The sequence below is a fragment of the Caulobacter sp. BE264 genome (assembly GCF_031457805.1).
Taxonomy (GTDB): Bacteria; Pseudomonadota; Alphaproteobacteria; order Caulobacterales; family Caulobacteraceae; genus Caulobacter.
Genome location: NZ_JAVDXI010000003.1, coordinates 1 through 22848, shown reverse-complemented (window position 1 = coordinate 22848; position 22848 = coordinate 1). Strand labels below are relative to the sequence as shown.

Annotated in this window: 20 protein-coding genes; 12 read left to right on the top strand and 8 right to left on the bottom strand. The window is 68.3% G+C overall.

The window, feature by feature from the left end; genetic code table 11:
• Positions 1-10: 10 nt before the first annotated feature.
• From trpA to J2X45_RS08285, 4 genes are all read left to right on the top strand, one after another.
• Positions 11-838 carry a tryptophan synthase subunit alpha gene (gene trpA / locus J2X45_RS08300; protein ID WP_310213662.1) on the top strand — a complete coding sequence of 276 codons (828 nt, stop codon included), beginning with the start codon at positions 11-13 and terminating at the stop codon, positions 836-838.
• Between the two features lie 12 nt (positions 839-850).
• Positions 851-1777 (top strand): acetyl-CoA carboxylase carboxyltransferase subunit beta, encoded by a 927-nt coding sequence (locus J2X45_RS08295; RefSeq protein ID WP_310213660.1) that lies wholly within the window; start codon positions 851-853, stop codon positions 1775-1777.
• An 8-nt stretch (positions 1778-1785) separates the two neighbouring features.
• On the top strand, positions 1786-3099 hold the full coding sequence (locus J2X45_RS08290; RefSeq protein WP_310213657.1) for a folylpolyglutamate synthase/dihydrofolate synthase family protein: 1314 nt from the start codon (positions 1786-1788) through the stop codon (positions 3097-3099).
• 85 nt (positions 3100-3184) lie between these two features.
• On the top strand, positions 3185-3292 hold the full coding sequence (locus J2X45_RS08285) for a hypothetical protein (protein ID WP_310213655.1): 108 nt from the start codon (positions 3185-3187) through the stop codon (positions 3290-3292).
• A 214-nt stretch (positions 3293-3506) separates the two neighbouring features.
• On the opposite strand, the gene trxA is transcribed toward J2X45_RS08285, so the two are convergent.
• From trxA to J2X45_RS08250, 7 genes are all read right to left on the bottom strand, one after another.
• Complete coding sequence (gene trxA / locus J2X45_RS08280) at positions 3507-3842, bottom strand: thioredoxin (RefSeq protein WP_096053174.1); 336 nt, start codon at positions 3840-3842, stop codon at positions 3507-3509.
• Between the two features lie 125 nt (positions 3843-3967).
• Positions 3968-7429 (bottom strand): double-strand break repair helicase AddA, encoded by a 3462-nt coding sequence (addA, locus tag J2X45_RS08275; protein ID WP_310213654.1) that lies wholly within the window; start codon positions 7427-7429, stop codon positions 3968-3970.
• 130 nt (positions 7430-7559) lie between these two features.
• The gene (gene addB / locus J2X45_RS08270; protein ID WP_310213653.1) at positions 7560-10550 is read right to left on the bottom strand and encodes a double-strand break repair protein AddB; all 2991 of its coding nucleotides are present in this window, start codon (positions 10548-10550) and stop codon (positions 7560-7562) included.
• Positions 10547-11272 carry an N-acetylmuramate alpha-1-phosphate uridylyltransferase MurU gene (gene murU / locus J2X45_RS08265; RefSeq protein ID WP_310213650.1) on the bottom strand — a complete coding sequence of 242 codons (726 nt, stop codon included), beginning with the start codon at positions 11270-11272 and terminating at the stop codon, positions 10547-10549. Before murU ends, addB begins: the two co-directional genes overlap by 4 nt.
• Positions 11269-12360, bottom strand: coding sequence for an N-acetylmuramate/N-acetylglucosamine kinase AmgK (amgK, locus tag J2X45_RS08260; RefSeq protein ID WP_310213647.1), 1092 nt, complete (start codon positions 12358-12360; stop codon positions 11269-11271). Before amgK ends, murU begins: the two co-directional genes overlap by 4 nt.
• Positions 12344-12790 (bottom strand): tRNA (adenosine(37)-N6)-threonylcarbamoyltransferase complex ATPase subunit type 1 TsaE, encoded by a 447-nt coding sequence (gene tsaE / locus J2X45_RS08255; RefSeq protein ID WP_310213645.1) that lies wholly within the window; start codon positions 12788-12790, stop codon positions 12344-12346. The genes amgK and tsaE overlap by 17 nt, the downstream gene beginning before the upstream one ends.
• Positions 12787-13662 (bottom strand): GNAT family N-acetyltransferase, encoded by an 876-nt coding sequence (locus J2X45_RS08250; RefSeq protein ID WP_310213642.1) that lies wholly within the window; start codon positions 13660-13662, stop codon positions 12787-12789. The genes tsaE and J2X45_RS08250 overlap by 4 nt, the downstream gene beginning before the upstream one ends.
• Positions 13663-13743: 81 nt before the next feature.
• On the opposite strand from J2X45_RS08250, the gene zapE reads away from it, so the two are divergent.
• Together zapE and J2X45_RS08240 are read left to right on the top strand one after the other, a co-directional pair.
• Positions 13744-14862, top strand: coding sequence for a cell division protein ZapE (gene zapE / locus J2X45_RS08245; protein WP_310213640.1), 1119 nt, complete (start codon positions 13744-13746; stop codon positions 14860-14862).
• A gap of 9 nt (positions 14863-14871) precedes the next feature.
• On the top strand, positions 14872-15456 hold the full coding sequence (locus J2X45_RS08240) for an NUDIX domain-containing protein (protein WP_310213639.1): 585 nt from the start codon (positions 14872-14874) through the stop codon (positions 15454-15456).
• 28 nt (positions 15457-15484) lie between these two features.
• Here J2X45_RS08240 and J2X45_RS08235 read toward each other — a convergent pair whose 3' ends face one another.
• Complete coding sequence (locus J2X45_RS08235; RefSeq protein ID WP_310213637.1) at positions 15485-16918, bottom strand: HWE histidine kinase domain-containing protein; 1434 nt, start codon at positions 16916-16918, stop codon at positions 15485-15487.
• A 172-nt stretch (positions 16919-17090) separates the two neighbouring features.
• Between J2X45_RS08235 and sdhC the strand changes: the two genes are divergently transcribed.
• From sdhC to J2X45_RS08205, 6 genes are all read left to right on the top strand, one after another.
• Complete coding sequence (gene sdhC / locus J2X45_RS08230; RefSeq protein ID WP_310213635.1) at positions 17091-17498, top strand: succinate dehydrogenase, cytochrome b556 subunit; 408 nt, start codon at positions 17091-17093, stop codon at positions 17496-17498.
• Positions 17465-17920: a succinate dehydrogenase, hydrophobic membrane anchor protein gene (sdhD, locus tag J2X45_RS08225; protein WP_310214387.1), complete on the top strand. Its 456-nt coding sequence runs from the start codon at positions 17465-17467 to the stop codon at positions 17918-17920. Before sdhC ends, sdhD begins: the two co-directional genes overlap by 34 nt.
• Positions 17920-19707 (top strand): succinate dehydrogenase flavoprotein subunit, encoded by a 1788-nt coding sequence (sdhA, locus tag J2X45_RS08220; RefSeq protein WP_268065760.1) that lies wholly within the window; start codon positions 17920-17922, stop codon positions 19705-19707. Before sdhD ends, sdhA begins: the two co-directional genes overlap by 1 nt.
• Positions 19708-19714: 7 nt before the next feature.
• A complete protein-coding gene (locus tag J2X45_RS08215; protein ID WP_310213631.1) occupies positions 19715-20497 on the top strand; it encodes a succinate dehydrogenase iron-sulfur subunit in 783 nt (260 codons plus the stop codon).
• A gap of 128 nt (positions 20498-20625) precedes the next feature.
• Positions 20626-21864, top strand: a complete 1239-nt coding sequence (locus J2X45_RS08210) for an FAD-dependent oxidoreductase (protein WP_310213628.1) — start codon at positions 20626-20628, stop codon at positions 21862-21864.
• Between the two features lie 43 nt (positions 21865-21907).
• Positions 21908-22228 carry a 2Fe-2S iron-sulfur cluster-binding protein gene (locus tag J2X45_RS08205; protein WP_096053187.1) on the top strand — a complete coding sequence of 107 codons (321 nt, stop codon included), beginning with the start codon at positions 21908-21910 and terminating at the stop codon, positions 22226-22228.
• Positions 22229-22848: the final 620 nt, after the last annotated feature.

The window sequence follows — 22848 nt, the reverse complement described above, 5'->3', positions numbered from 1 at the left end:
CCGACCTCGCGTGACCAAAGACCGTATCGACCGCCGCTTTGCGGCGCTGAAGGCCGAAGGCCGCGCCGGCTTCGTGACTTATGTCATGGCCGGAGATCCCGACGCCGCCACCACCCTTGAGGTGCTCAAGGGCCTGCCGGCCGCCGGCGCCGACCTGATCGAGCTGGGCTTTCCCTTCTCGGACCCCATGGCTGAAGGGCCGACCATCCAGCGCGCCGCCCAGCGGGGCCTGAAGTCGGGCATGACCCTGCAGGGGACGCTGGATCTCGTGGCCGCCTTCCGCGAAGGCGATCAGGACACGCCGGTCATCCTGATGGGCTATCTGAACCCGGTGCTGAACAAGGGCTTCGAGACCTTCGCTGGCCTGGCCGCCAAGGCCGGGGTCGACGGCCTGATCATCGTCGACTGCCCGCCCGAAGAGGCCGACCCGCTGTCGGACGCCCTGGAAGCCGAAGGGATCGCCCTGATCCGCCTGGCGGCCCCGACCACCGACGACGCGCGCCTGCCGATGGTGGTGCGCCGGACCTCGGGCTTCGTCTATTACGTCTCGGTCGCCGGCGTGACCGGCGTGAAGTCGGCGGACGCCGCCGATGTGGCTCCCGCCGTCGAGCGCCTGCGCAAGGCCTCGGGCCTGCCGGTCGCCGTGGGCTTTGGCATCCGTACCCCGGACCAGGCCGCCGCCGTCGCCAAGGTGGCCGACGCGGCCGTCGTGGGCTCCGCGCTTGTGGATGAAATCGAGTCCGCAGCGCAGTTGAACGAAAACGTGACCGAGAAGGTTCTTCTAAAAGCGTCGGAGCTGGCTAAGGCTGTGCGTTCGGCGCGAGTCGGGACGAAGTGAGGCTTTAAGGCTATGGCTATGGCTGAACCCCAGGACCCGAAGAAGGGCGACAAGAAACAAGCGGGCGACCGCCGAGGCGGCGGTTGGCTGTCGCGGATCGCCCCCGGCGTGCGCGGCGCGTTCGCCAAGCGTGAGACGCCCGAGAACCTCTGGGTCAAGTGCCCCGATACGGGCGAGATGATCTTCCGCTCCGACCTGGAGGCGGCCCTGTGGGTCACGCCGGCCGGTCGCCACATGCGGATCGGGCCGGAAGCCCGCTTCAAGTTCACCTTCGACGAAGGCCAGTACGAGGCCCTGCCGACCCCGCCGGTCGTCGAGGACCCGCTGAAGTTCTCGGACGGCAAACCCTACAAGGACCGTCTGGCCGCCGCCCGCAAGGCGACCGGCGAGCCGGACGCCATGGCCATTGGCTTTGGCAAGATCGCCGGCGTCGACGCCGTGGTGCTGGTGCAGGACTTCGCCTTCATGGGCGGCTCGCTGGGCATGGCCGCAGGTGAGGGCTTCATCGCCGCCGCCAAGGCCGCGCTGGAACGTCAGGTCCCGCTGATCGCGTTCACGGCGGCCGGCGGCGCCCGCATGCAGGAAGGCGCGCTGTCGCTGATGCAGATGGCCCGCACGACGCTGGCCATCAACGAGCTGAAGGACGCGGCCCTGCCGTACGTCGTGGTCCTCACCGACCCCACCACCGGCGGTGTCACCGCCTCCTACGCCATGCTGGGCGACATCCACCTGGCTGAGCCGGGCGCCCTGATCGGCTTCGCCGGCCCGCGCGTCATCGAGCAGACCATCCGCGAGACCCTGCCGCCGGGCTTCCAGCGCTCGGAGTACCTCGTCGAAAAGGGCATGGTCGACCGCGTCACGCACCGCAAGGAGCTGCCGGAGGTCCTGGGCTCGCTGCTGGGCACCCTGATGATGGGCCGCAAGCGCAGGGCGGCGTAAGCTTCGGCGTGACCGATCACCTCCGCGCTCACGACGCCGCCCTCGCGCGGCTTCAGGCGCTGCATCCCAAGCTGATCGACCTGTCGCTGGACCGGATGCGGCGTCTCTGCGCCGCGCTGGGCGACCCGCAGGATCGCCTGCCGCCGGTGATCCACGTGGCCGGCACCAACGGCAAGGGCTCGACGGTCGCCTTCCTGCGGGCCATGGCCGAGGCCGCGGGGCTGAAGGTCCACGTCTTCACCTCGCCGCATCTGGTGCGCTTTTCCGAACGCATCCGCCTGGCGGGGAAACTGATCACCGACGACCATCTGGCCGAGGTGCTGGACCGCGTCGAGCAGGCCAACGCCGGCCTGCCGATCACCTTCTTCGAGATCACCACAGCCGCCGCCCTGTTCGCCTTCGCCGAGGTCCCGGCTGATCTCTGCATCGTCGAGGTGGGCCTTGGCGGGATCCTTGACGCCACCAATGTCGTGACGCCCAAGGTCAGCGTGATCGCCCCGGTCGATCTGGATCACCGCGAATTCCTCGGTGACACGATCGGCCAGATCGCCGGCGAAAAAGCGGGAATCATCAAGCCGGGCGCGCCCGCCGTCTCGGCCCGCCAGCACGAGGAGGCCGAGCCCGTCATCGAGACCGCCGCTGATCGCGCCGGGGTGTCACTCACCCTGATGGGCCGCGACTTCGACGCCTGGCGTGAGCGTAGCCGCCTGCTTGTCCAGATGGAGGACCGTCTGCTGGACCTGCCTGCGCCTTCGCTGCCGGGGGAACATCAGTTCGCCAACGCCGGTCTCGCCGTCGCCGCCCTGCTGGCCCTGGACGACCCGCGAATCGACGAGGCGTCCATGGCTCGGGGCCTGGAATCGACCGTCTGGCCTGCCCGTTTTCAGCGCCTGACCGCCGGCCCTTTGGCCGAGCGCGCCAAGGCGGCGGGGGCGGATCTCTGGCTGGACGGCGGCCATAATCCGCACGCCGGCCTGGCCGTCGCCCGCGCCGTCGCCGACCTGGCGGCCCGGGACGGTCGACCCGTGGCGCTGATCTCGGGCCTCCTGGCCAACAAGGACGCCGCCGGCTTCTTCGGCGCTTTCCGGGGCGTGGCGAGCAAGGCCTTCACCGTGACCTTCGAGGGCCACGCCGCCGCCAGCGCCGCCGACACGGCCGCCGCCGCCGAGCTGGCCGGCCTGCGGGCTTGCGCCTGCGATTCGGTGGAAGAGGCGCTTGATCGCGCGCTCCAGCTTGAGCCGGTTCCGCACGTGCTGATCTGCGGATCGCTCTACCTGGCCGGCGAGGTGCTGGCGATGAGTCCCGAAACGTGGCCGACCTAAGGGCGTAAGAGGGTCCCACGCCGATAGGGCGGCACGGCCCGGCGGACATTCTCGGTGGGCGCGCCCGTCCTGGCAGGAACCACCGATGGCCAAGGGTCAGAAAAAGTCGAACAAGGAAATCCGCAAACCGAAGGCCGAGAAGAAGCCGCCGCCGGCGCCCGTCTCGCCGTTCATCGCGACGGGGAAAAAGTAGGTCCCTTCTTCATCCGAATTCCCCGGAGAACGCCGGGGTCCCGATTCGTCCTGAGCCTTGAGCGGGTTCGCGCCGACCGTCCGTACCGCAGGTGACGTGTCACGGGGTTCGATCCGGGCCCCGGCATTCGCCGCGAAGGTCGGGATCTCACAACGCAAAACGCCCGCCCCGGCGAACCGGAGCGGGCGTTTTCAATTCAGCGCGGCAGGGCCGATCAGGCCGGTTGCTGGACGCCGGCTTCGTTCAGCCATTCCAGGATCTTCTGCTTGGGCATGGCACCGACCTTCATCGAGGTCATCTGGCCATCGCGGAACAGCATCATGGTCGGGATGCCGCGAACGCCGTAGCGCGACGGCGTCGTCGGGCTGTCCTCGATATTGACCTTGGCGATGGTCACCACGTCGGCCAGTTCCTCGGAGAGCTGCTCCAGCGCCGGGGCGATCTGCTTGCACGGACCGCACCATTCGGCCCAGAAATCGACGAGGACGGGCTTGCTCGACTTCAGGACGTCGGCTTCGAAGGTGGCGTCGGTCACCGCAACGGTGCTCATGGTCTGCTCCAGTCTGGCGTCGCGCCGCCGTTTTCCGGCGCGGCGGACGCGATAAGGGTCAAATCCGGAATCGTTCCGGAGACTTGCATCAAGATGTAGGAGCACGCGAGACCCCCGGCAACGGGCTAGGTCAGCCGCGCCAGCGCCTTGCCCATCACCTTTTCTGGAACGGGCATCAGTTTGGGGCCGTCCGTCCACACCAGCGCCGCCTCGACCGCGCGGCCTGGGAACACCTCGCGCAGCACGGCCGCATAGACCGCCATCTGGGCCAGATAGGCCGTATCGGCGTCCTCGATCCGGTCGGGCGAGGGGCGGTTGGTCTTGTAGTCGACCACTAGCACGCGCTCGTCGTCCACCACCAGCCGGTCGACCCGTCCGGAGACGGCCAGGCCCTGGGGCAGATAGACGCTGGTGCCGGCCAGGGCGACTTCGGCGCGCGAATTGGGCCCGAACACCGCCGCGAACTTCGCGTCGTCGAGCACCCCGAACGCCGCGCTGGCCATCTCTTCCCGCTGAGCGTCGGTCAGGTCGCGCTCGGCCGCCAGGATGCGCCGTGCCGCGTCGGGGCGCTGAGCGGGCGGCAGGTCGGGCAGCAACTGGAGAAGCTTATGGATGAGCTCGCCGCGCCGATAGCGGCCAAGGCCAGCGATCCGAGCCAAGGGCGAGGGGGCGGGAACCCGGGCGGAGTCTTCCAGCCGCGACGGCGCGGCGTAGCGGGCGGCGGCAGGCTCGGGCGTCGCCTGGGCCGTGATCCAGCTCGGCGTATCGGCGACGGCGGCGGCGGCGAGGTCAAGCCTCGGCGCGCTCAGCGGATCGGGGCCGTAACGCAGGAACGCCGTGTCGCCGTCGCCGATGGTCCGGACGCCCGGCGCGATATCGGGATGGGCGAAGGCGGCGCGCGCCGCCGCGTACCAGCCGCCGACCTTGTCATCCTTGGTCCGGGCGTCGATACGGCCGCACAGAATAAGCCGTTCGCGGGCCCGGGTCAGGGCCACATACAGCAGGCGCAGGGCCTCTTGCGCCTCCTTGTCCTCGCGCAGCTTGCGGGCCTTGGCCGAGGCGGCGCAGTCGCCCTTGCCGGACGCGCACCACAGCAGGGCCCCGTCCTCGGTGACCAGCAGCGGCGAGCCGCCGGCGCCGCGTCTGACCGTCGTCTCGGGCAGGAAGACGATCGGCGCCTCCAGGCCCTTCGAGCCGTGGGCGGTCATCACCCGCACCTCACGGCGCGCGCCTTCCATCTCGCGCTTGACCACGATGTCCAGCGCCGCGAAGTCGGCGACCAGGGCCTCCAGGTCGCGAACGCCGCGTTGCTCGGCCTCCATCACCTGGGCCAGGAACTCGTCCAGCGCCTCTTCGGCTTCCGCGCCCAGCCGGGTCAGGACCTTGGCGCGGTGCGAACGGCCGTCGGCGTCCGTCAGGCCCAGCCAGCCGGCGTAGAACTCGAACGGCTGGCGGCGGCGTCCTTCGGTCAGCGCCCAGTCGAGCACCGTGCGGGCGGCGGTCCATTCGGGACGCTCCTCCGACCGTCGAACAAGTTCGGCCCAAAGCGTCGCCCGGCGACCCTTGGCCAGCGCATAGACGTCATCGTCGGCAAGCCCGCAGAACGGGGTCTTCAGCAGGGCCGCCAGGGTCAGGTCGTCCTCGGGGAACAGGATGAACCGGCCCAAGGCCAGAAGGTCTTCGAAGGCGATATGGCTCGAGAGCGCCAGGCGGTCAGCCCCCGCCACCGGCACGCCGCGCCGCTTCAGGGCGCGGATGATCTCCTCGAACAAGACCTTGCGGCGGCGGACGAGCACCAGAATGTCGCCGGCGTGGGCGGCGCGATGCCGGCCCAGATCCTTGTCGAACACCGCATCGCCGCGTTCCAGGATCGCCTTTGTCTCGGCGGCGATCGTTTCGGCCAGACGGCGATTGGCGCTGCGTTCGCCCTCCTCGTCGAGCGGCTTCTCCCAGGCCTCGCGCTCCTCGCCGGGCAGTTCGCGGGTCAGCGGCCAGAGGTCGACACAGCCGGGGTGGCCGTGGCGGAAGAGTTCGTGCCGGACCAGGTCCTGGCCGACGGGGGGCGGCACCCCTTCGCGGGTGTCCGGATCGGAGAACAGGGCGTCGACGAAGCTCAGGACCTGGTGGGTCGAGCGATACGAGACCGTCAGCGGCACGCCCTTGCCGACCGCGCCGACCGCCTCGATCCGCGAAATATAGCCCTGGGTCTCTTCCAGCAGACGCGTCGGGTCGGCGCCCTGGAACGAGTAGATCGACTGCTTCTCATCGCCGACCACGAACAGGGTCCGTTCGGCGCGGCGGCCGCTCCAGCCCTCGGACGTCTCGCCGACGAAGAAGTCGGCGGTCAGGGCGCGTAGGATTTCCCACTGCTCGGGGGCGGTGTCCTGGGCCTCGTCCAGCAGGATGTGGTCGATGCCGCCGTCCAGCTTGTAGAGCACCCAGGCGGCCTCGACCTTCTCGGTCAGCAGCAGTCGCGTCTTGTCGATCAGGTCGGTGAAGTCGAGCGCGCCGCGCGCCTCCTTCTCGGCCATGTGGCGCTCGATATAGAGGCCGGCCAGCAGCAGGGCGTTCTGCGTGTCCTCCGCCACCCTGGCGGCGCGGACCTGCTCGCGGGCGGCCTCCAGCTTGGCCTGCTCCAGCAGCAGGGCCTCGCGCAGGTCCTCGCGGCTCTTGAGACCCGAGGTCTTGGCCGGCCAGGTCGCGGGCGTGCCCTCGCCGCCTTCGGTGAAGAGGGCGCGCAGGGCCAGGTCCAGGGTGGCGTCGGGATCGCGGGCGACGGCGGCCAGGGCCTCGGCGGACTTGGCGTCCTGCTTGCCGCCGCCGTCGAACAGCACCGTCGCAGCGGCGCGCCAGGCCGGCAGGTCGAGGCGGGCCATGGCCCTGACGGCGAGGTCCTCGGCCGAGGTCGGGGCGTCAAAGCCGCAACGCGCCCAGGCGTCGGCGATCGCTCCGGCCAGGCCGCCGCAGCGCTGGACATAGGCCATGATCTGGCCGCGCCGGGTCTCGAAACCGGCGAACATCGCCTCGAAGTTCTGGAAATCGAGGGCCACCGAAAAACGGGCGTAGGCCTCGGAGAACGCGTCGTCGTGGCCGTCGACCCAGGCGGCGACGGCGCGGCGGGCGGCGCGGGCGATGGCGGCGCCAGCCTGATCGTCCATCACCGTGAAGCCTGGCGAGACCCCGGCCTCCAGCGGGAAGCGCCGCAACAGCTTCTCGCAGAACGCGTGAATGGTCTGGATCTTCAGGCCGCCCGGCGTCTCAAGCGCCTTGGCGAACAGGGCGCGGGCGTCGGACAGGCTCTTGGCGTCGTAGTGCGCGTCGGCCTCGCCGACCAGCTTGACCAGTTCGGCGCGCAGATCAGCGTCGCTGGTCACCGACCACTTGCCCAGCCGGTCGAACAGGCGCCGCTGCATCTCGGCGGCGGCGGCCTTGGTGTAGGTCACGCACAGGATCGCCTGCGGCTCGACCCCGGCCAGCAAAAGGCGCGCGACGCGGTCGATCAGGGTCTTGGTCTTGCCCGAACCGGCATTGGCGGTGACGAAGGCCGAGATCGTGGGGTCGGCGGCGATACGCTGGGGGTCGTGCATCACAATCCTCCCCCCGTGGGGGAGGCGGTCCGAAGGACCGGAGGGGGGAATGACCCCGCCGATCGCACTTCCCCCTCCGGCCGCTGCGCGACCACCTCCCCCGCTGGGGGGAGGATTTGGACGAGCGGCCTCATTCGCCCTCTCCGTCGTCGCCGCTGGTCGACCATTCGAACACCCGGGCCAGATGGGCGTAGTCGCCGGGGTGCTCCTTGACGAACTGTGGCGCGACCCGCGAGCGGTAGGGCTCGTCGGGGTCATCGTAGCGCGCGATCAGGTCCGACAGACCCTCCAGCGCCTTGGTCGCCGCAGCGCTGGCCTCGTCACCGGCGAGGGCGCGGACCTGCTCCTCGCCGGCGGGGCGTCGGCCCGTGACGCGGACATAGGTCAGGTCGCCGGGCGCGGGACTGCCGAGGTCCGGGAAGCCGCCGTTCATCAGGATCGCCGCCGTCAGGGTCAACTGCGGCGAGAAGCCGGTGTCGACCTGCTTCTGGGACGGCGCCGCGCCGGTCTTGTAGTCGAGAATATGAGCCGTTCCGTCCGGCGTCGGCTCAATACGGTCGGCCTTGGCGGTCAGGGTGAACGGACGACCGTTGATGACGAGGTCCAGCTTGCCCTCGGCCTCGACGATTATGCGTCGGACATTGGTGCGGCGCTGGCGTTCCCAATCGGCGACCCATGCGGCGGCCTCGCGGGCCAGGGCCCTTTCGCGCGCCAGGGCCGTGGGCGGCATGCCGGCGCTGACCAGAGCGTCGATATAGAGTCTCTCGAAAGCCGAGGCCGCTTCAGCGGGGACGGCGTCGGGATAGAGCTCGGCGAACTTTTCGAAGGCGGCATGGATGGCCGTGCCGCGCGCCCGGGCCTCCACCGGCTCGTCGGGACGCTCCAGCGGGTAAAGTTTCAGAATGTCACGCGCCCAGACGGCATAGGGATCGCGGGTCAGGGCTTCGACGCGTGTCACCGCCATCTTGCGCGGACGGTCCTCGACGGGCGGCTTGGGCGCGGGGCGGCCTATGGGCGCGTAGGGGCCCGGCGCGTCCAGGGCGCGAACCCAGTCGGTCACATCATCGCGACGCGGCAGCGTCAGGCCCGCGCCGGCGGCCAGGGTCTTCAGGCGCCAGAGCCAGCGCGACTCGACGGCGGGCGCGCCGCCACGCCGCTCGCAATGGACCAGAACCACGTCCGGCGCGCTGGCGGCCTGGGCGAAGTCGTGGGCGGTCAGGCCGATCCGGCGCTCGGGCGGCGGCAGGCCCAGGCGCTGGCGCATCGGCCGCGACAGGAACGGATCGATCGGCGCGCCCTGCGGCCAGACGCCTTCCTCCAGCCCCGCCAGCACCAGGCGGTCGGCGCGCACCAAGCGCGCCTCGATGGCGCCGAGGATGCGCAGGCGCGGATGGGTCGCGCCGCCGACCCGGACGGTCTCCTCGTTGACGAGGCGGTCGAGAATATCGGCGAAGGCCTGGGGCGAGGCGTCGGGCAAGGGCTCGCCGTCCTGGATCAGGGAGGCCATCAGCGTCCCCAGGCACTCCCCGGCGTTCCCGGCCCAAAGGCGATGGGGCGCGATCAGCGACTCCAGCGCCTCGACCAGGGCCTGGGCTGCGCGGGCCGGGGTGGCGAGGGCGCCGCCGCCATAGGGCGAGGCGGCGTGGCGCACGGCGGCCAGCACGCGGTCGGCCAAGGCCAGGGCCTCCGGCGCGTCGCGGAGGCGGGCGCGAAGGACCTCGGCCGAGCTGGGCGCGGCGCCGCGCAGGCCCTTGCGCTCAAGCAGAACGGCGGCCAGGGCTTCGTCCTCGCCCAGCACCAGCGGGTGCTTGGCGAAGGCCAGCAGGCGGACGGGGTTGAGTGGCTCCTCGACGAGTCGGGCCAAGTGCAGGGCCAGAATCGCCGATCCGGCGGCGGCCAGAGGCGCGCCGGCCGAGCTGTCGGGAATGACGCCCCACCGCTGCAGGCGAGTCATGACCCGGCGCGCCAGGGTCTGGTCCGGCGTCACCAGGGCGGCGGTCCGGGCGGGATCCTCAAGCGCTTCGCGCAGCAGAAGGGCGCAGGCGCCGGCGGCTTCTTCCTCGGCCCGGGCGGCGATGACCGAGAACCCCTTCAGTCCTTCGGCGACGGGATCAAGCTCCGGCGCCTCGGCGCGCAGGGCGGCGATCTGGCTCAGCCAGTCGGCGGTGGCCTCGGCGGGGCGCAGCGCTTCGTTGACGATGCGGCGACGCCAGCGGCCCCGGCTGTCGACCTCGGGAACCCAGGCGCGGACCTCGGCGCGAGAGACCCCGGCGCGGTCCAGCAGGCGCTTCATCGCCCCCTGCGGATGCTGCTCGCCCTGCGAGCGCTCGATCTTGGCCCAGGCGGTGTCCGCGAGATCCTCATCCAGACCTGGCAACACCACGGCTCCCTTGGGAGCGGCGGCGACCACGCGCAGCAAGTCAGCGGTCGCGGGCGCGGTGCCGGTCGAACCAGCGGCGACCAGCACCTCGGTCGGCGGGTTGTCGCGCCACTGCGCCTCAAGAGCGCGCAGCAGCCGGACCCGGCGTTCGGAGACATCGATCAGGCCAAGATCATTCAGGCGTGCGGACCAGGCCCGCAGCACCGACCGCAGGAACCGGGCCGAGACCTGCCAGTGCTGCGCCAGATCGCCTTCGGCCAGCCCGTCCAGCCTGTCGTCGAAGTTCACTTCCTCGATCTGGCAGCTGTCGAGAAACTCGCTGAGCGCCTTGGCCAGCTCCAGCGCCTGGACGGGTCCGGGCTTGAACGACAGCTTGTCGCCGTGATCGGTCACCAGCCTCGCCAGTTCGAACCGTCGGCGCCGTGACGAGATCGCGGGCGGCAGAATCAGCGACAGCTCCCCGGGCTCAAACGGCGGCTCGCCCTCGTCCAGATCGCCCAGCGGCCGGATCTGCGGCAGCAGCAGCGCCCGACCGCCGCCGACCGATAGGAAGGCGTCCGCCAGAGCCCGCGCGCCCCGGCGAGTCGGGGTCAGTACGGTGGCGCGCGGCAGGGCCTCGGGGCCCAGGGGCTCCAGCGTGTTCAGAAGGCCCCGCGCCAGGTCGTCGACGAACGGGCGGTGCGCCGGGATCGAATACCAGCGCGGCCCTTCTCGCTCGAAGAACGGCGCGGACCCGCTCATGCCTCGGCGAGCCGGGCTTCGGCGGCCAGCTTGGCTTGCGGATCGCCGACATGCATCCAGAGGCCCTCGGGCGCGACGCCGTGGACCCGGCCGTCGGCCGCCAGGCGTTTCCACAGCGGCAGCAGCGAGAACGGCCCTTCGGGACCATCGGCGGTGATCGCCGGCTTGCAGATGTGCACGCCCACATAGACGAGCGGCGCGGTCTCGCCGGCGTCCTTGAAGCGCACGACGCCGTCGGCGCCGAGGAACACGTCGCCCGTATCGTGAAAGCCGAGCGAACCCGTCGTCGAGGCCAGCATCAGGCACACGTCCATCCGGTCTGGATCCCAGGCGGCGGCCACGGCGTCGACGGCGGCGCCGGCGTGTTCGATCCAGAGCGAGTCGATGTTGGCGACAAACACCGGCCCTTCGCCCAGCAACGACAGGGCGTGCTTGATCCCGCCGCCGGTCTCCAGCGCCTGGGCGCGCTCGTCGGAGATGACGATCCGGGGGGCGAGACCCTTGGCTTCACGGACCCGCAGGTGGGCCTCCACGAGGTCGGCGAAGTAATGGACGTTGACCACGGCGGTCTCGACGCCCGCCGCGACCAGGCGATCCAGCATATGATCGATCAGCGCCTTGCCGGCGACCTCGACCAGAGCCTTGGGCCGGTCGTTGGTCAGGGGGCGCATGCGGGTGCCGAGCCCTGCGGCCAACACCATGGCGACTTTCGGACCGCTCATCGGCGAGTCTCCACCGGCACGTAGCGATCAAACCACGCCTTCAGCTCCGTCAGGGCGGGGTCGGCGAAGCAGACGTCCAGATAGACCCAAAGGCGCGGAATGAAATCGGCGTAGCGGGGCTTGCCGTCGCGGGTCACCAGGCGGGCGAAAATGCCCAGGATCCGGATGATGTTGAGCGCCCCCAGCGCATGATAGTCAGCCAGGAAGGCGGTACGGTCCAGGTCGGGGCGGGCCGCCAGATAGCGGTCCAGGCACGCGGCTTCGCGCTCGGGCGAGACGGTGCGGCGGGCGTCGTGCAGCAGCATCGACAGGTCCCAGGCCGGATGGGCCAGGACCGCGTCCTGGAAGTCCAGCATGCCGACCCGCGCTGCGCCGTCGCGCTGCGGCAGCCAGATCAGGTTCTCGGCGTGATAGTCGCGGTGGCAGAAGACCGTCGCGCCGGCCTCGCCCTTGGCGCGGATCGGCGCCCAGATCGCTTCCCACTCGGCCAGGGCCGCTTCGTCGAAGGCGATGTCGCGAAACTTGGGCTGCCACTCGACGAAGATGTCGTGGGCGGTCTTCAGGGCCAGATCATCATAGGTCAGCAGCGGCCAGGTCGAACCGTCATAGCTGAGCGTCTCGGACGTCGGCGCCGCATGGATCGCGAGCAGGCCGTCGATGGCGGCCTCGTAGAGCGGCGCCTCGTCGGTACCGCCTTCAATCAGGCGCGCGTAGAGGTCGTCGCCCAAGTCTTCCAGCACGGCCAGGCCCGCCCCCGGATCGGCCGCGAGCACCTTGGGGGCCGACAGGCCCTGGGCGTTCAGCCATCCCGCGCAGGCGACGAAGGCGTCGACGCGGCCCGCCGCCAAGCGCGCCAGGGCGTTGTAGCCCAGCGCCGCGCGCTCGGACGGCGAGGCGTCGGGCGGACAGGGCGCGGTCTCGACCGAGGGCGGCTGGTCCATGAAGATGAAGCTCTGCTCGCCCCGATGCAGCCGCTCATAGGCGCGCGTCGAGGCGTCGCCGCCCAGCGACTGGCGACGCACATCGCCGAAGCCGTGGGTCGACAGGAACGCGGCCTTGGCCGCCTCGCGTTCAGAGCTCAAGATCACGTCCTTCGAAATCGCCGTGCGCTACGATGACGGCGCGCCGCGCGTCGCCGTCGAGGGCGATGTCTATATCGAGCCGAGTCCTCGGCAAACGGCCTTCCAACCGCTGGGGCCATTCGATCAGGGCGACGCCGCCATCGAGCGCCTCGTCCAATCCGATCTCATAGGCCTCATCGGGGTCCGAGAGCCGGTAGAGATCGAAATGCGCCAGTGGAAACTTGGCCGCCTCATAGAACTGAACCAGCGTGAAGGTCGGGCTGGGCACCTCCTCGTCCGGCGTCGTCAGGGCGCGGATCAGGGCGCGGGCCAGGGTCGACTTGCCGGCGCCCAGCGGGCCGGTCAGACAGAGGGCGTCTCCCGCGCGAAGGGCGAGGGCCAGCGTCCGACCCAGCGCCTGGGTCGCGGCCTCGTCGGCAAGGAAAAGGGTCTTCACGTCAGGGCGCTCGTCAGCTTGTTCGGCAATTGGCGCTCCACATAGCGTTTCAGCACCTCGGTGGCTTCCTCGGCGTCGCGCGGCAAGCACTCCGGATCAACGGGCGGGCCGACGGTCAGCGAAAAGCGACGTCCCGTCTTGTTCAGCAGTTCGTGGAACAGGGTGATGTCCCGCAGTTCACGCGACAGGCGGCCAAACAGGTGGAAAAGGGTCGACCAGGGTCCCTCAAGATGGATCGGCGTGATCGGCGCGCCATACTTGCGGGCGATCGAGACCGCCGAGGCCATCCATGGTGGGTCGCTCAGCCGGCCTTCCGCGTCCACCACCGCCAGGCGCCCGGCGGGGAAGATCATCAGCGCCCTTTCGGCCTCCATCGCCTCGCGGGTCATGGACAAGGTCAGGCGCATGCGCTCGCGGCTACGCTTCTCTTCGACCCACTCCACGGGGATCAGGACATCGTCGAAGCGGGGACAAACGCGGTGCGCGTCCGCATTGGCGTAGAAGACGATATCCGGACGATGGGCTTTCAGCGCGTCGTAGACGGCGACGCCGTCGCCTATGCCGGTCGGATGGTTGGCGACGATCACGACGCGACCCTTCGCCGGCATATGGTCAAGGCCGCGAACGGCGACCTTCAGCGAGAGAAGCGCCGAAACATGATCCAGCGCCGCCTGGCCGCCCATCGTCTCGATCGTTTCGGCCATGGTCCGCGCCTTGCGATAGTCGAGCAGGCGATAGAGGGCGGGCTTCAGCAGCGGCCAGGCCGGCGAGCCCGTCAGGCGTGGGGCGCGTTCGGCGATCAGCGTGTCGATAATGTGGGGATCGGCGGCTTGGCCCGCTTGGACCGCCCCGGCGGCCGGAACATGAACCATGCGCTGAGCTTAGGCGTGGTGATCGGTTCTGTCAGCGCCCTCTTGCTCCAGGCGCGGCGAACGCGCTAACCGCAATCCTTGATGCCGACATCCCTTCGCACCGCCTATCGCGAGCGCCTGGCCCAGGGCGAGATCAGGCCCGACGTCGCACAGGCCGCCGCGGTCGAGGCCCTGTCGCGCCTGGAAGCCGATCTCGACGCCGCCGGCGAGCCGGGGTTCTCGCTCTTTGGCCGCAAGCCCAAGAGCCAGCGCGGCGTCTATCTCTGGGGCCCTGTCGGTCGCGGCAAGTCCATGGTCATGGACCTGTTCTTCGACAGCGCGCCGGTGGCCAGGAAGCGGCGGATCCACTTCCACGCCTTCATGGCCGAGGTTCACGCCGACATCGACGCCTGGCGCAAGGGCGACACCGCCGCCCGCAAGGCGCGCTTTGGCCAGTCCAAGGGCGATGATCCCGTCGCCCCCACAGCCGAGCGGATCGCCGGCGAAGCGCGCCTGTTGTGCTTCGACGAACTGCAAGTCACCGACATCGCAGACGCCATGATTCTGGGGCGTTTGTTTGAGGCCCTGTTCGCGCGGGGCGTCACCCTGGTGGCGACCTCCAACCGGCCGCCGGAGGATCTCTACAAGGACGGTCTGAACCGCCAGCTCTTCCTGCCATTCATCGACATGCTGAAGTCGGCGATGGATATCGTGGCGGTTCGCGGGCCCGTCGACTTCCGTCTGGATCGCCTGCGCGCGGCCCGCACCTGGCTCGCGCCAAACGACAAGGCCAGTCAGGCCGAGTTCGACCGCCTCTGGGGCGACATGTTGGATGGCGCGCCGGAGACAGGCGTGACGCTAGAGGTGCTCGGGCGGAAGATGCGTTTGCCGCGTGCGGCCGGCGGTCTGGTGCGGTCTTCGTTCGCGAGCCTCTGCCAGCAAGCCCTGGGGCCGCAGGATTACCTGGCCCTTGCGGAGCGCTTTCACACGGTCTTCCTGGAAGACGTGCCCTGCCTGACCCCCGCGCGTCGCGACGCCGCCCGGCGGTTCAACACCCTGGTCGACGCGCTCTACGAAGTCGACGTCAAGCTGGTGGCCCTGGCCGATGCTGAGCCAGAGCAGCTCTATCCGGAGGGGGACGGCGCGTTCGAGTTCGAGCGGACCGTCTCGCGCCTGCAGGAAATGCGATCCGCCGACTACGTCGGCCGGGTCCGGGACTAGGAGACGCTGATGTCGGTGAAGGATCGCATTCGAGTCCGCGAAACCATGCTCCTCTCCGATAACTGGTACGTTCTGCGCACGACCACTTTCGACTGGAAACGCCGGGACGGGACGTGGCAGACCCAGTCGCGCGAGCACTACGATCGCGGCAATGGTGCGGTCCTGCTGCCCTACAATCTCGCCAACCGCACCGTGCTGCTGGTCAAGCAGTTCCGCTACCCGGCGTTCGTCAACGGTCATGACGACCTGCTGATCGAAGCCGCCGCCGGCCTGCTGGACGACGCCGAGCCTGAGGTCCGTATCCGCGCCGAGGTTGAGGAAGAGCTCGGCTATCGCCTGGGCGCGGTCCGCAAGGTCTTTGAAGCCTTCATGAGCCCAGGCTCGGTCACCGAGATTCTGCACTTCTTCATCGCGGAGTATGACGCGACGATGCGTATCGGCGCAGGCGGCGGCCATCCCGACGAGGGCGAGGATATTGAGGTGCTTGAACTGCCGATCGACCAGGCTTTGGCCATGATCGCCGACGGTCGGATCAAGGACGCCAAGACCATCATGCTCTTGCAGCATCTGGCTCTGTGCGTGCTGCGGGACTAGGGCGTTTCCGATTTCTTCGGCGAAGCGCTTAGACCGGGTCGCGTATCAGCGGGGTCTCGAACCGCATGATCAGGCCGTCCGGCGCGTAGTCGGCCTCGACCCGGCCTCTCAGTTCGCCGGTGATGCTGCGTTCAATAAGCCGCGATCCAAACCCGCGCCGCTCTGGAGCGACGACGGGCGGGCCGCCGGTTTCGCGCCATTCGAACCGCAGCGCGTCGTTCTGGACAGACCATGTCAGGACGAGCTTCCCCGCCTGCGCCAGCGCTCCATACTTGGCTGCATTGGTGGCCAGCTCATGAAAGACCATCCCGAGCGATAGGGCCACGCGCGCTGGCAGATGCACGTCTGGGCCGTTAATCACGACCCGTTCGGCTCCATAGGGGCCGAGCTCCTGCAACAGGATCTGGCGTAATCCCGCGCCCGCCCAGTGGCTATCGGTCAGGGCGTTGTGCGTTTGAGACAACGCCAGAAGCCGTGATTCGAAGGCGGCCGCGAAGGTCTCTGGATCGCTCGCGCCGCGCAGGGTCTGCTGGGCGATGGCCTGGACCGTCGCCAGGGTGTTTTTTACGCGGTGGTTCAACTCGTCGAGCAACAGGCGCTGGCGTTCATCGGCCTGCACTTGCTCGGTGATGTCGACGCCTTCGACGAAGACGCCGGAAGCGGTTCCCTCCGGATCGACAATTGGCTGATAGATGAAGTCGAGATAGCGCTCTTCGAGCGGCGCGCCGACCTCACGCTGCAGGGCGACCTTGACGCGCCGCCCGACGAACGCCTCGCGCGTCTCCAGGACGCGATCGAGGAGTTCGATGAAGCCTTGATCAACGACCTCCGGCAGAGCGGCTCCGAGCGGCAGGCCGATCACCTCGCGGTGCCCGATCAACTGGGCATAGGCGTTGTTGGCGAGATCGAAGACGTGGTGGGGGCCGCGCAGCACGGCCATGAAGCTCGGGGCCTGCATGAAGAGATTCCGGAGCTGCCGGACCTGGGCCTGAACGGTCTCGGCGCGCCGCAACACGTCCTCGCCAAGCCGCGCCGCGGACGACCGTTGGCCCAGGGCGGCGTCCTTCAACCTCTGGATCGCGGTGACGTCCTGCGTGTGCTGGAGAATGAACCGGGTGGCGCCGGTCTCGTCGGGGATCGGCGTGTGGGTCGCGCTCCAGATGCGATCCTCGAACCCGCCGCCCAGATGCGCCGGGCGCTCAATCGCATAGTGGATCAGGGGGAGTTCATCGACCTCGCCACTGTCGCGGGCGCGTACGATGGACGCTTCCAGGTCGCGACGGCTGGCCCCTTCGGCCGGGAAGGCGTCGAAGAGGTTACGCCCCTCAAGATCCGCCCAACTACGCGCGGTCGTCCGAAGATAGGCGGCGTTGGCGGCGACATAACGAAGGTCGCGGTCCAGCAACATGTAGGGCGAGGGGATGCGATCGAAAATCGCGTGGAAGTCGATCGCGTTGGTCATGCTGTTCCCCCGAAGCAACCCAGCCTAACGCCAGGGCGATGAAAGGGGTTCCATTTTCTGCGGACAATGTCGTTGCGAACGTTTCTCAATAGGGGGGCGTTTAATTGACACCCCCGTCCTCGCGCTTAAAAGCATCCCGCAACGCACAAAGGCTACTGGGGTTGGACCTCTCATGACCGACACGAGCCGGGGGCTGCCTGAGCGCCCGATGTCGCCGCACCTGCAGGTGTGGCGTTGGCATATCACGATGGCCTGCTCGATCCTCCACCGCGGCTGTGTCATCGGCCTTTGGGTCGGCGCCGTGATCCTGGCGGGCTGGGCCGCCGCGCTGGCCGCCGGGCCTGACGCCTACGCTGGCTACGTCGGCCTGCTCGGTTCGCCGATTGGCAAGCTGGTGCTGCTGGGCGAGACCTTCGCGGTGTTCTTCAACGTCGCCTACACGCTTCGCCAGACCTTCTGGGACGCCGGCAAGGGCTTCGCCCCGCGCACAGCTGACATGACTGGCGCCATGGCGATTGCTTTCGCGGTGGTGGCGACGATCGTCACCTGGGTCATCGCCGGCGGCATCGGAGCGTTCTGATCATGAGCAAGAAAGATCTCTTCCAGCCGCAGCAGTTCCGCACGCCGCTGTCGCGCGCACGCGGCATGGGCGCCTCGCGCCACGGCGTCAGCCACTTCATCACCGAGCGGGTCTCGGGTCTGGCGCTCGCGCCGCTGACGATCTGGGGCGTCTATTCAGCGCTCAAGCAGGTGCGCGCGCCGCATGACGTCGTCGTGCAATGGATGGCCCAGCCCTTGAACGCGGTCCTTCTGAGCCTGCTGCTGATCGCCGCTCTCGTGCATCTGCAGAGCGCGGTGCAGGTGGTGATCGAAGACTATATCGAGCGCTTCACGACCAAGACCGCCCTGGTGATCGGCAACCTGTTCGTCTGCGTGCTGGCCGGCGCCCTGGGGGTCTTCTCGATCCTCAAGGTCGCCCTGACCGTGACCGGAGCCTATTGATGTCGGCCTACAAGTTCATCGATCACAAGTTCGACGTCGTCGTCGTCGGCGCCGGCGGCTCTGGCCTCCGCGCTGCGCTGGGCGCCGCCCAGGCCGGCCTCAAGACCGCCTGCATCACCAAGGTGTTCCCGACCCGCAGCCACACCGTTGCGGCGCAGGGCGGCATCTCGGCCTCGCTGGGCAACATGGGCCAGGACGACTGGCGCTGGCACATGTTCGACACCGTCAAGGGTTCGGACTGGCTGGGCGATCAGGACGCCATCGAGTACCTCACCCGCAACGCGCCTGCTGCGGTCTATGAACTCGAGCACTGGGGCGTGCCCTTCTCGCGCACGCCTGACGGCAAGATCTATCAGCGCGCCTTCGGCGGCATGACCAAGAACTTCGGCGAAGGCCCGATCCAGCGTACCTGCGCGGCGGCCGACCGGACCGGTCACGCCATGCTGCACACGATGTATGGCCAGTCGCTGGCCCACGACACCGAGTTCTTCATCGAGTACTTCGCCCTCGACCTGATCATGGATGACGGCGTCTGCCGCGGCGTGACCGCGTGGAAGCTCGACGACGGCACGCTGCACCGCTTCCAGGCGCAGATGGTGGTCCTGGCCACCGGCGGCTACGGCCGCGCCTACTTCTCGGCGACCTCGGCGCATACCTGCACGGGCGATGGCAACGCCATGGCCCTGCGCGCCGGCCTGCCGCTGCAGGACATGGAGTTCGTGCAGTTCCACCCCACGGGGATCTACGGCGCGGGCTGCCTGATCACCGAGGGCGCCCGCGGCGAAGGCGGCTACCTGACCAACTCGGAAGGCGAGCGCTTCATGGAGCGCTATGCGCCGACCGTGAAGGACCTGGCGCCGCGTGACATGGTCAGCCGCGCGATGACCATCGAGATCCGCGAAGGTCGCGGCGTGGGTCCCAACAAGGACCACATCTTCCTGCACCTCGACCACCTCGATCCGAAGATCCTGGCCGAGCGTCTGCCCGGCATCTCGGAAACCGCCAAGGTCTTCGCCGGCGTCGACGTCACCAAGGCGCCGATCCCGGTGCTGCCGACCGTCCACTACAACATGGGCGGCATCCCGACGAACTATCACGGCGAAGTCGTCACCAAGTCGGGCGACAACCCCGACCAGGTGATCCCCGGTCTGATGGCCGTGGGCGAGGCCGCCTGCGTGTCGGTGCACGGCGCCAACCGCCTGGGCTCCAACTCGCTGATCGACCTTGTCGTGTTCGGGCGCGCCGCGGCCCTGCGTTGCGCCGAGATCCTCAAGCCGGGCGCTAAGCAGCCCGAGCTGAAGGACGCCCAGACCGACGCGCACCTGGCGCGTTTCGACCGATTCCGCAACGCCTCGGGCTCGACCGGCACCGCCGAACTGCGTCTTGAGATGCAGAAGGCGATGCAGGAAGACGCCGCCGTGTTCCGTACGGGCGAGAGCCTGGACAGCGGCGTGAAGCGCCTGCAGGCCGTCTGGGACAAGAAGGCCGATCTCAAGGTCAGCGATCGGGGTCTGGTGTGGAACACCGACCTGATGGAGACCCTGGAGTTCGACAACCTGATCGGTCAGGCCGTGGTGACGGTGAACGGCGCGGCCAACCGCACCGAGAGCCGCGGCGCCCACGCGCGCGAAGACTTCTCGGATCGCAACGACACCGAATGGATGAAGCACACCCTGGCGTGGCTCGACCTCGACACTGGCAAGGTGAAGATCGATTACCGCCCGGTCCACAGCTACACCATGTCGGACGACATCGCTTACATCCCGCCGAAGCAACGGGTCTACTGAGGGTACGATGGTCGAACTCGCACTCCCCAAGAACTCGCAGGTCAAGTCGGGCAAGCACTGGCCGGCTCCTGCGGGCGCCAAGAAGGTCAAGACCTTCAAGATCTACCGCTACGATCCGGAGTCGGGCGGCAACCCGCGCTGGGACACCTACGACGTCGATGTCGACGCCGTCGGCCCGATGGTCCTGGACGCCCTGCTGTACATCAAGAACAACATCGACCCGACCCTGGCCTTCCGCCGGTCGTGCCGGGAAGGCGTCTGCGGCTCGTGCTCGATGAACATCGGCGGCCGCAACACCCTGGCCTGCACCCATGGCTGGGCCGAGGTTCCCGGAAAGGCCGTGCAGATCAGTCCGCTGCCGCACATGCCGGTGGTCAAGGACCTGATTCCGGACCTGACGCTGTTCTACGCGCAGTACGCCTCGATCGAGCCCTGGCTGCATACTGACACGCCCGAACCGCAGACCGAGTGGAAGCAAAGCCCCGAGGACCGCGAGAAGCTCGACGGCCTCTATGAGTGCATCCTCTGCGCCTGCTGTTCGACCTCGTGCCCCAGCTACTGGTGGAACGGCGACAAGTATCTGGGCCCGGCGGCCCTGCTGCACGCCTATCGCTGGCTGATCGACAGCCGCGACGAGGCCACCGGCGACCGCCTCGACGCGCTTGAGGATCCCTTCAAGCTCTATCGCTGCCACACGATCATGAACTGCGCCCAGGTCTGCCCCAAGGGGCTGAACCCGGCCAAGGCGATCGCCGAAATCAAGAAGATGATGGTCGAGCGGGTCGTCTAACGCATCTTCCAGAACGACAAAAATGGGGCGGCTTCGGAGACGAGCCGCCCCATTCCGTATCCGCCTCTGTCGAAGGCGCTTGCCAATAGGTGACGCCGGCGTCATTTTTGACGAAAGGGAGGGCGTCATTGAGCGCTAACGTCAATCAGAACGCATGCGTCGTCATCGTCGGCGCGGGTCATGCGGGTGGCTCTGTCGCCGCGTTCCTGCGTCAGTATGGTCACGAGGGTCGGATTGTCCTGATCGGGGACGAGCCGCTGCTGCCCTATCAGCGCCCGCCGCTGTCGAAGGCTTGGCTGAAAGGTGAGGCTGACGCCGACTCACTCTCTCTGAAGCCCGCCGACTGGTACGCGGACAACAACGTGATGCTGCGGCTTGGCGGCGTGGCGGAGCGGATCAACCGGTCCGACAAGACCCTGACCTTGGCCTCCGGCGAGGTGATCCCCTACGATTTCCTGGTTTTGGCCACGGGCGCCCGCGCCCGCGAGCTGCCGATCCCGGGGGCGGATCTCGCGGGTGTCCTGGCGCTGCGCACGGCGGCGGATGCTGAGCTGCTGAAGAACGCCTTGGGCCCGGACAAGCGCCTCGCCGTCGTTGGCGGTGGTTATGTCGGCCTCGAGGCCGCCGCTTCAGCCCGCGCCCTAGGCAGCCACGCCATGGTCATCGAGCGCGAGAGCCGCGTCCTGGCCCGCGTCGCCTGTGAGACGCTGTCGCATTTCTTCCAGGACTATCACGGCAAGCATGGCGTCGCGTTCGAGCTCAACGCGGGCGTCGCCGCCTTTGAAGGCCAGGACGGGCACGTGACGGGCGTGCGCTTCGCCGATGGCAGGGTCGTGGCGTGTGACGTCGTTCTTGTCGGCGTGGGGGCGGTCCCGAACGACGAGCTGGCCAAGGACGCCGGCCTGTCTACCGTCAATGGCGTGGTGGTCGACCTCGAGGCGCGCACCGAGGATCCGTCCATTTTCGCCATTGGTGATGTCACCCACCGTCCGCTGCCGCTCTATGACCGCCAGTTCCGTCTTGAGAGCGTGCCGAACGCCCTTGAACAGGCCAAGCAGGCGGCTTCGGCGATTCTGGGCCGTCCGGCGCCGCCCGCTGAGACGCCGTGGTTCTGGTCGGACCAGTATGATCTCAAGCTGCAGATCGCCGGGTTGCCGTTCGACGCCGACCGGCAGGTCGTGCGCGGCGACGTGGCGGCGGCGAAGTTCGCCGTCTTCCATCTGAAGGGCGACCTGGTCCAAGCTGTAGAGGCGGTGAACGCGCCGCCGGAATTCATGGCGGGCAAGCAACTGATCGCCAAGCGCACGCCCGTCGACGCCAACAAGCTCGCCGATCCGTCGGTGTCCATGAAAGAGGTGGCGGCCTAAGGTCGCCCCATAGAGAGAGCCTTCCAGGGGTAACGGGAAACAAATGGCCAAGATCACCTACATCCAGCACGACGGCGCCGAGCAAGTCATCGACGTGAAGCCAGGCCTGACCGTCATGGAAGGCGCCGTGAAGAACAACGTGCCGGGCATCGACGCCGACTGCGGCGGCGCTTGCGCCTGCGCGACGTGCCACGTCTATGTCGACGAGGCCTGGCTCGATAAGACCGGCGACAAGTCGGCCATGGAGGAGTCGATGCTCGACTTCGCCGAGAACGTCGAGCCCAACAGCCGCCTGTCCTGCCAGATCAAGGTGAGCGACGCGCTGGACGGCTTGATCGTGCGTCTCCCGGAGAGCCAGCACTAAGGCGTAAGGCTGGAGCCCGCCCGGTCGGGCTCCGAAAGCCTCTGTTAACGACGCCGTCAAAAGAGCGTCGTTATATTGTCGCGAGGGGGTTGCCAGCCGCCGGCTGGCCGACTAGATCACCGCCTCGCTCGGAACGGCATCGCGACCGGACGACGCGGCCCCCGAAAGGGAGTTGCATCGGTTCAGACGCTTCGCTAGAAACCGCGCTCCAATCGACTCAGTGATGGATCCGCAAGGGCGGCTTCGGCAGCCCCGGGATCCTCTTTTTGTCTCTTCGATACCGGGTCTTCCGGGTTGTCGAAAAAGCCGAAAAGAGTTGGTTGACTTCGGAATGTCGCCTCTTTAGAAGCGCCGCTCCGAACATCGCCGCCAAGACTTCGCAAGAATTCAGCGGCGCGATGTAAGGTCTAGTTACTCGATACTTTGAAGTTTCTTCAAAATAATCGGTTGACTGGATTGGTTAGCTTCTCTAGAAGCTGGCCGCTGTGGCGGATCCGGATTTTCTGGTTTCGCCGCCCAGTTCGAAAAGTTTTGAAAAAAACGATTTGACAGGGAAAACGAGGTTGGATAGATAGCCGCCTCCGCCGACATCGGGCGCTAAACGATGGGGCCGCCGGGAG

Bases quoted from the DNA above. Each gene is read 5' to 3' on its own strand.
- J2X45_RS08295 (WP_310213660.1), top strand. From the start codon at position 851: ATGGCTATGGCTGAACCCCAGGACCCGAAGAAGGGCGACAAGAAACAA.
- J2X45_RS08285 (WP_310213655.1), top strand. From the start codon at position 3,185: ATGGCCAAGGGTCAGAAAAAGTCGAACAAGGAAATCCGCAAACCGAAG.
- trxA (WP_096053174.1), bottom strand. From the start codon at position 3,842: ATGAGCACCGTTGCGGTGACCGACGCCACCTTCGAAGCCGACGTCCTG.
- addA (WP_310213654.1), bottom strand. From the start codon at position 7,429: ATGCACGACCCCCAGCGTATCGCCGCCGACCCCACGATCTCGGCCTTC.
- addB (WP_310213653.1), bottom strand. From the start codon at position 10,550: ATGAGCGGGTCCGCGCCGTTCTTCGAGCGAGAAGGGCCGCGCTGGTAT.
- murU (WP_310213650.1), bottom strand. From the start codon at position 11,272: ATGAGCGGTCCGAAAGTCGCCATGGTGTTGGCCGCAGGGCTCGGCACC.
- J2X45_RS08250 (WP_310213642.1), bottom strand. From the start codon at position 13,662: ATGGTTCATGTTCCGGCCGCCGGGGCGGTCCAAGCGGGCCAAGCCGCC.
- zapE (WP_310213640.1), top strand. From the start codon at position 13,744: ATGCCGACATCCCTTCGCACCGCCTATCGCGAGCGCCTGGCCCAGGGC.
- J2X45_RS08240 (WP_310213639.1), top strand. From the start codon at position 14,872: ATGTCGGTGAAGGATCGCATTCGAGTCCGCGAAACCATGCTCCTCTCC.
- J2X45_RS08235 (WP_310213637.1), bottom strand. From the start codon at position 16,918: ATGACCAACGCGATCGACTTCCACGCGATTTTCGATCGCATCCCCTCG.
- sdhC (WP_310213635.1), top strand. From the start codon at position 17,091: ATGACCGACACGAGCCGGGGGCTGCCTGAGCGCCCGATGTCGCCGCAC.
- sdhA (WP_268065760.1), top strand. From the start codon at position 17,920: ATGTCGGCCTACAAGTTCATCGATCACAAGTTCGACGTCGTCGTCGTC.
- J2X45_RS08215 (WP_310213631.1), top strand. From the start codon at position 19,715: ATGGTCGAACTCGCACTCCCCAAGAACTCGCAGGTCAAGTCGGGCAAG.
- J2X45_RS08205 (WP_096053187.1), top strand. From the start codon at position 21,908: ATGGCCAAGATCACCTACATCCAGCACGACGGCGCCGAGCAAGTCATC.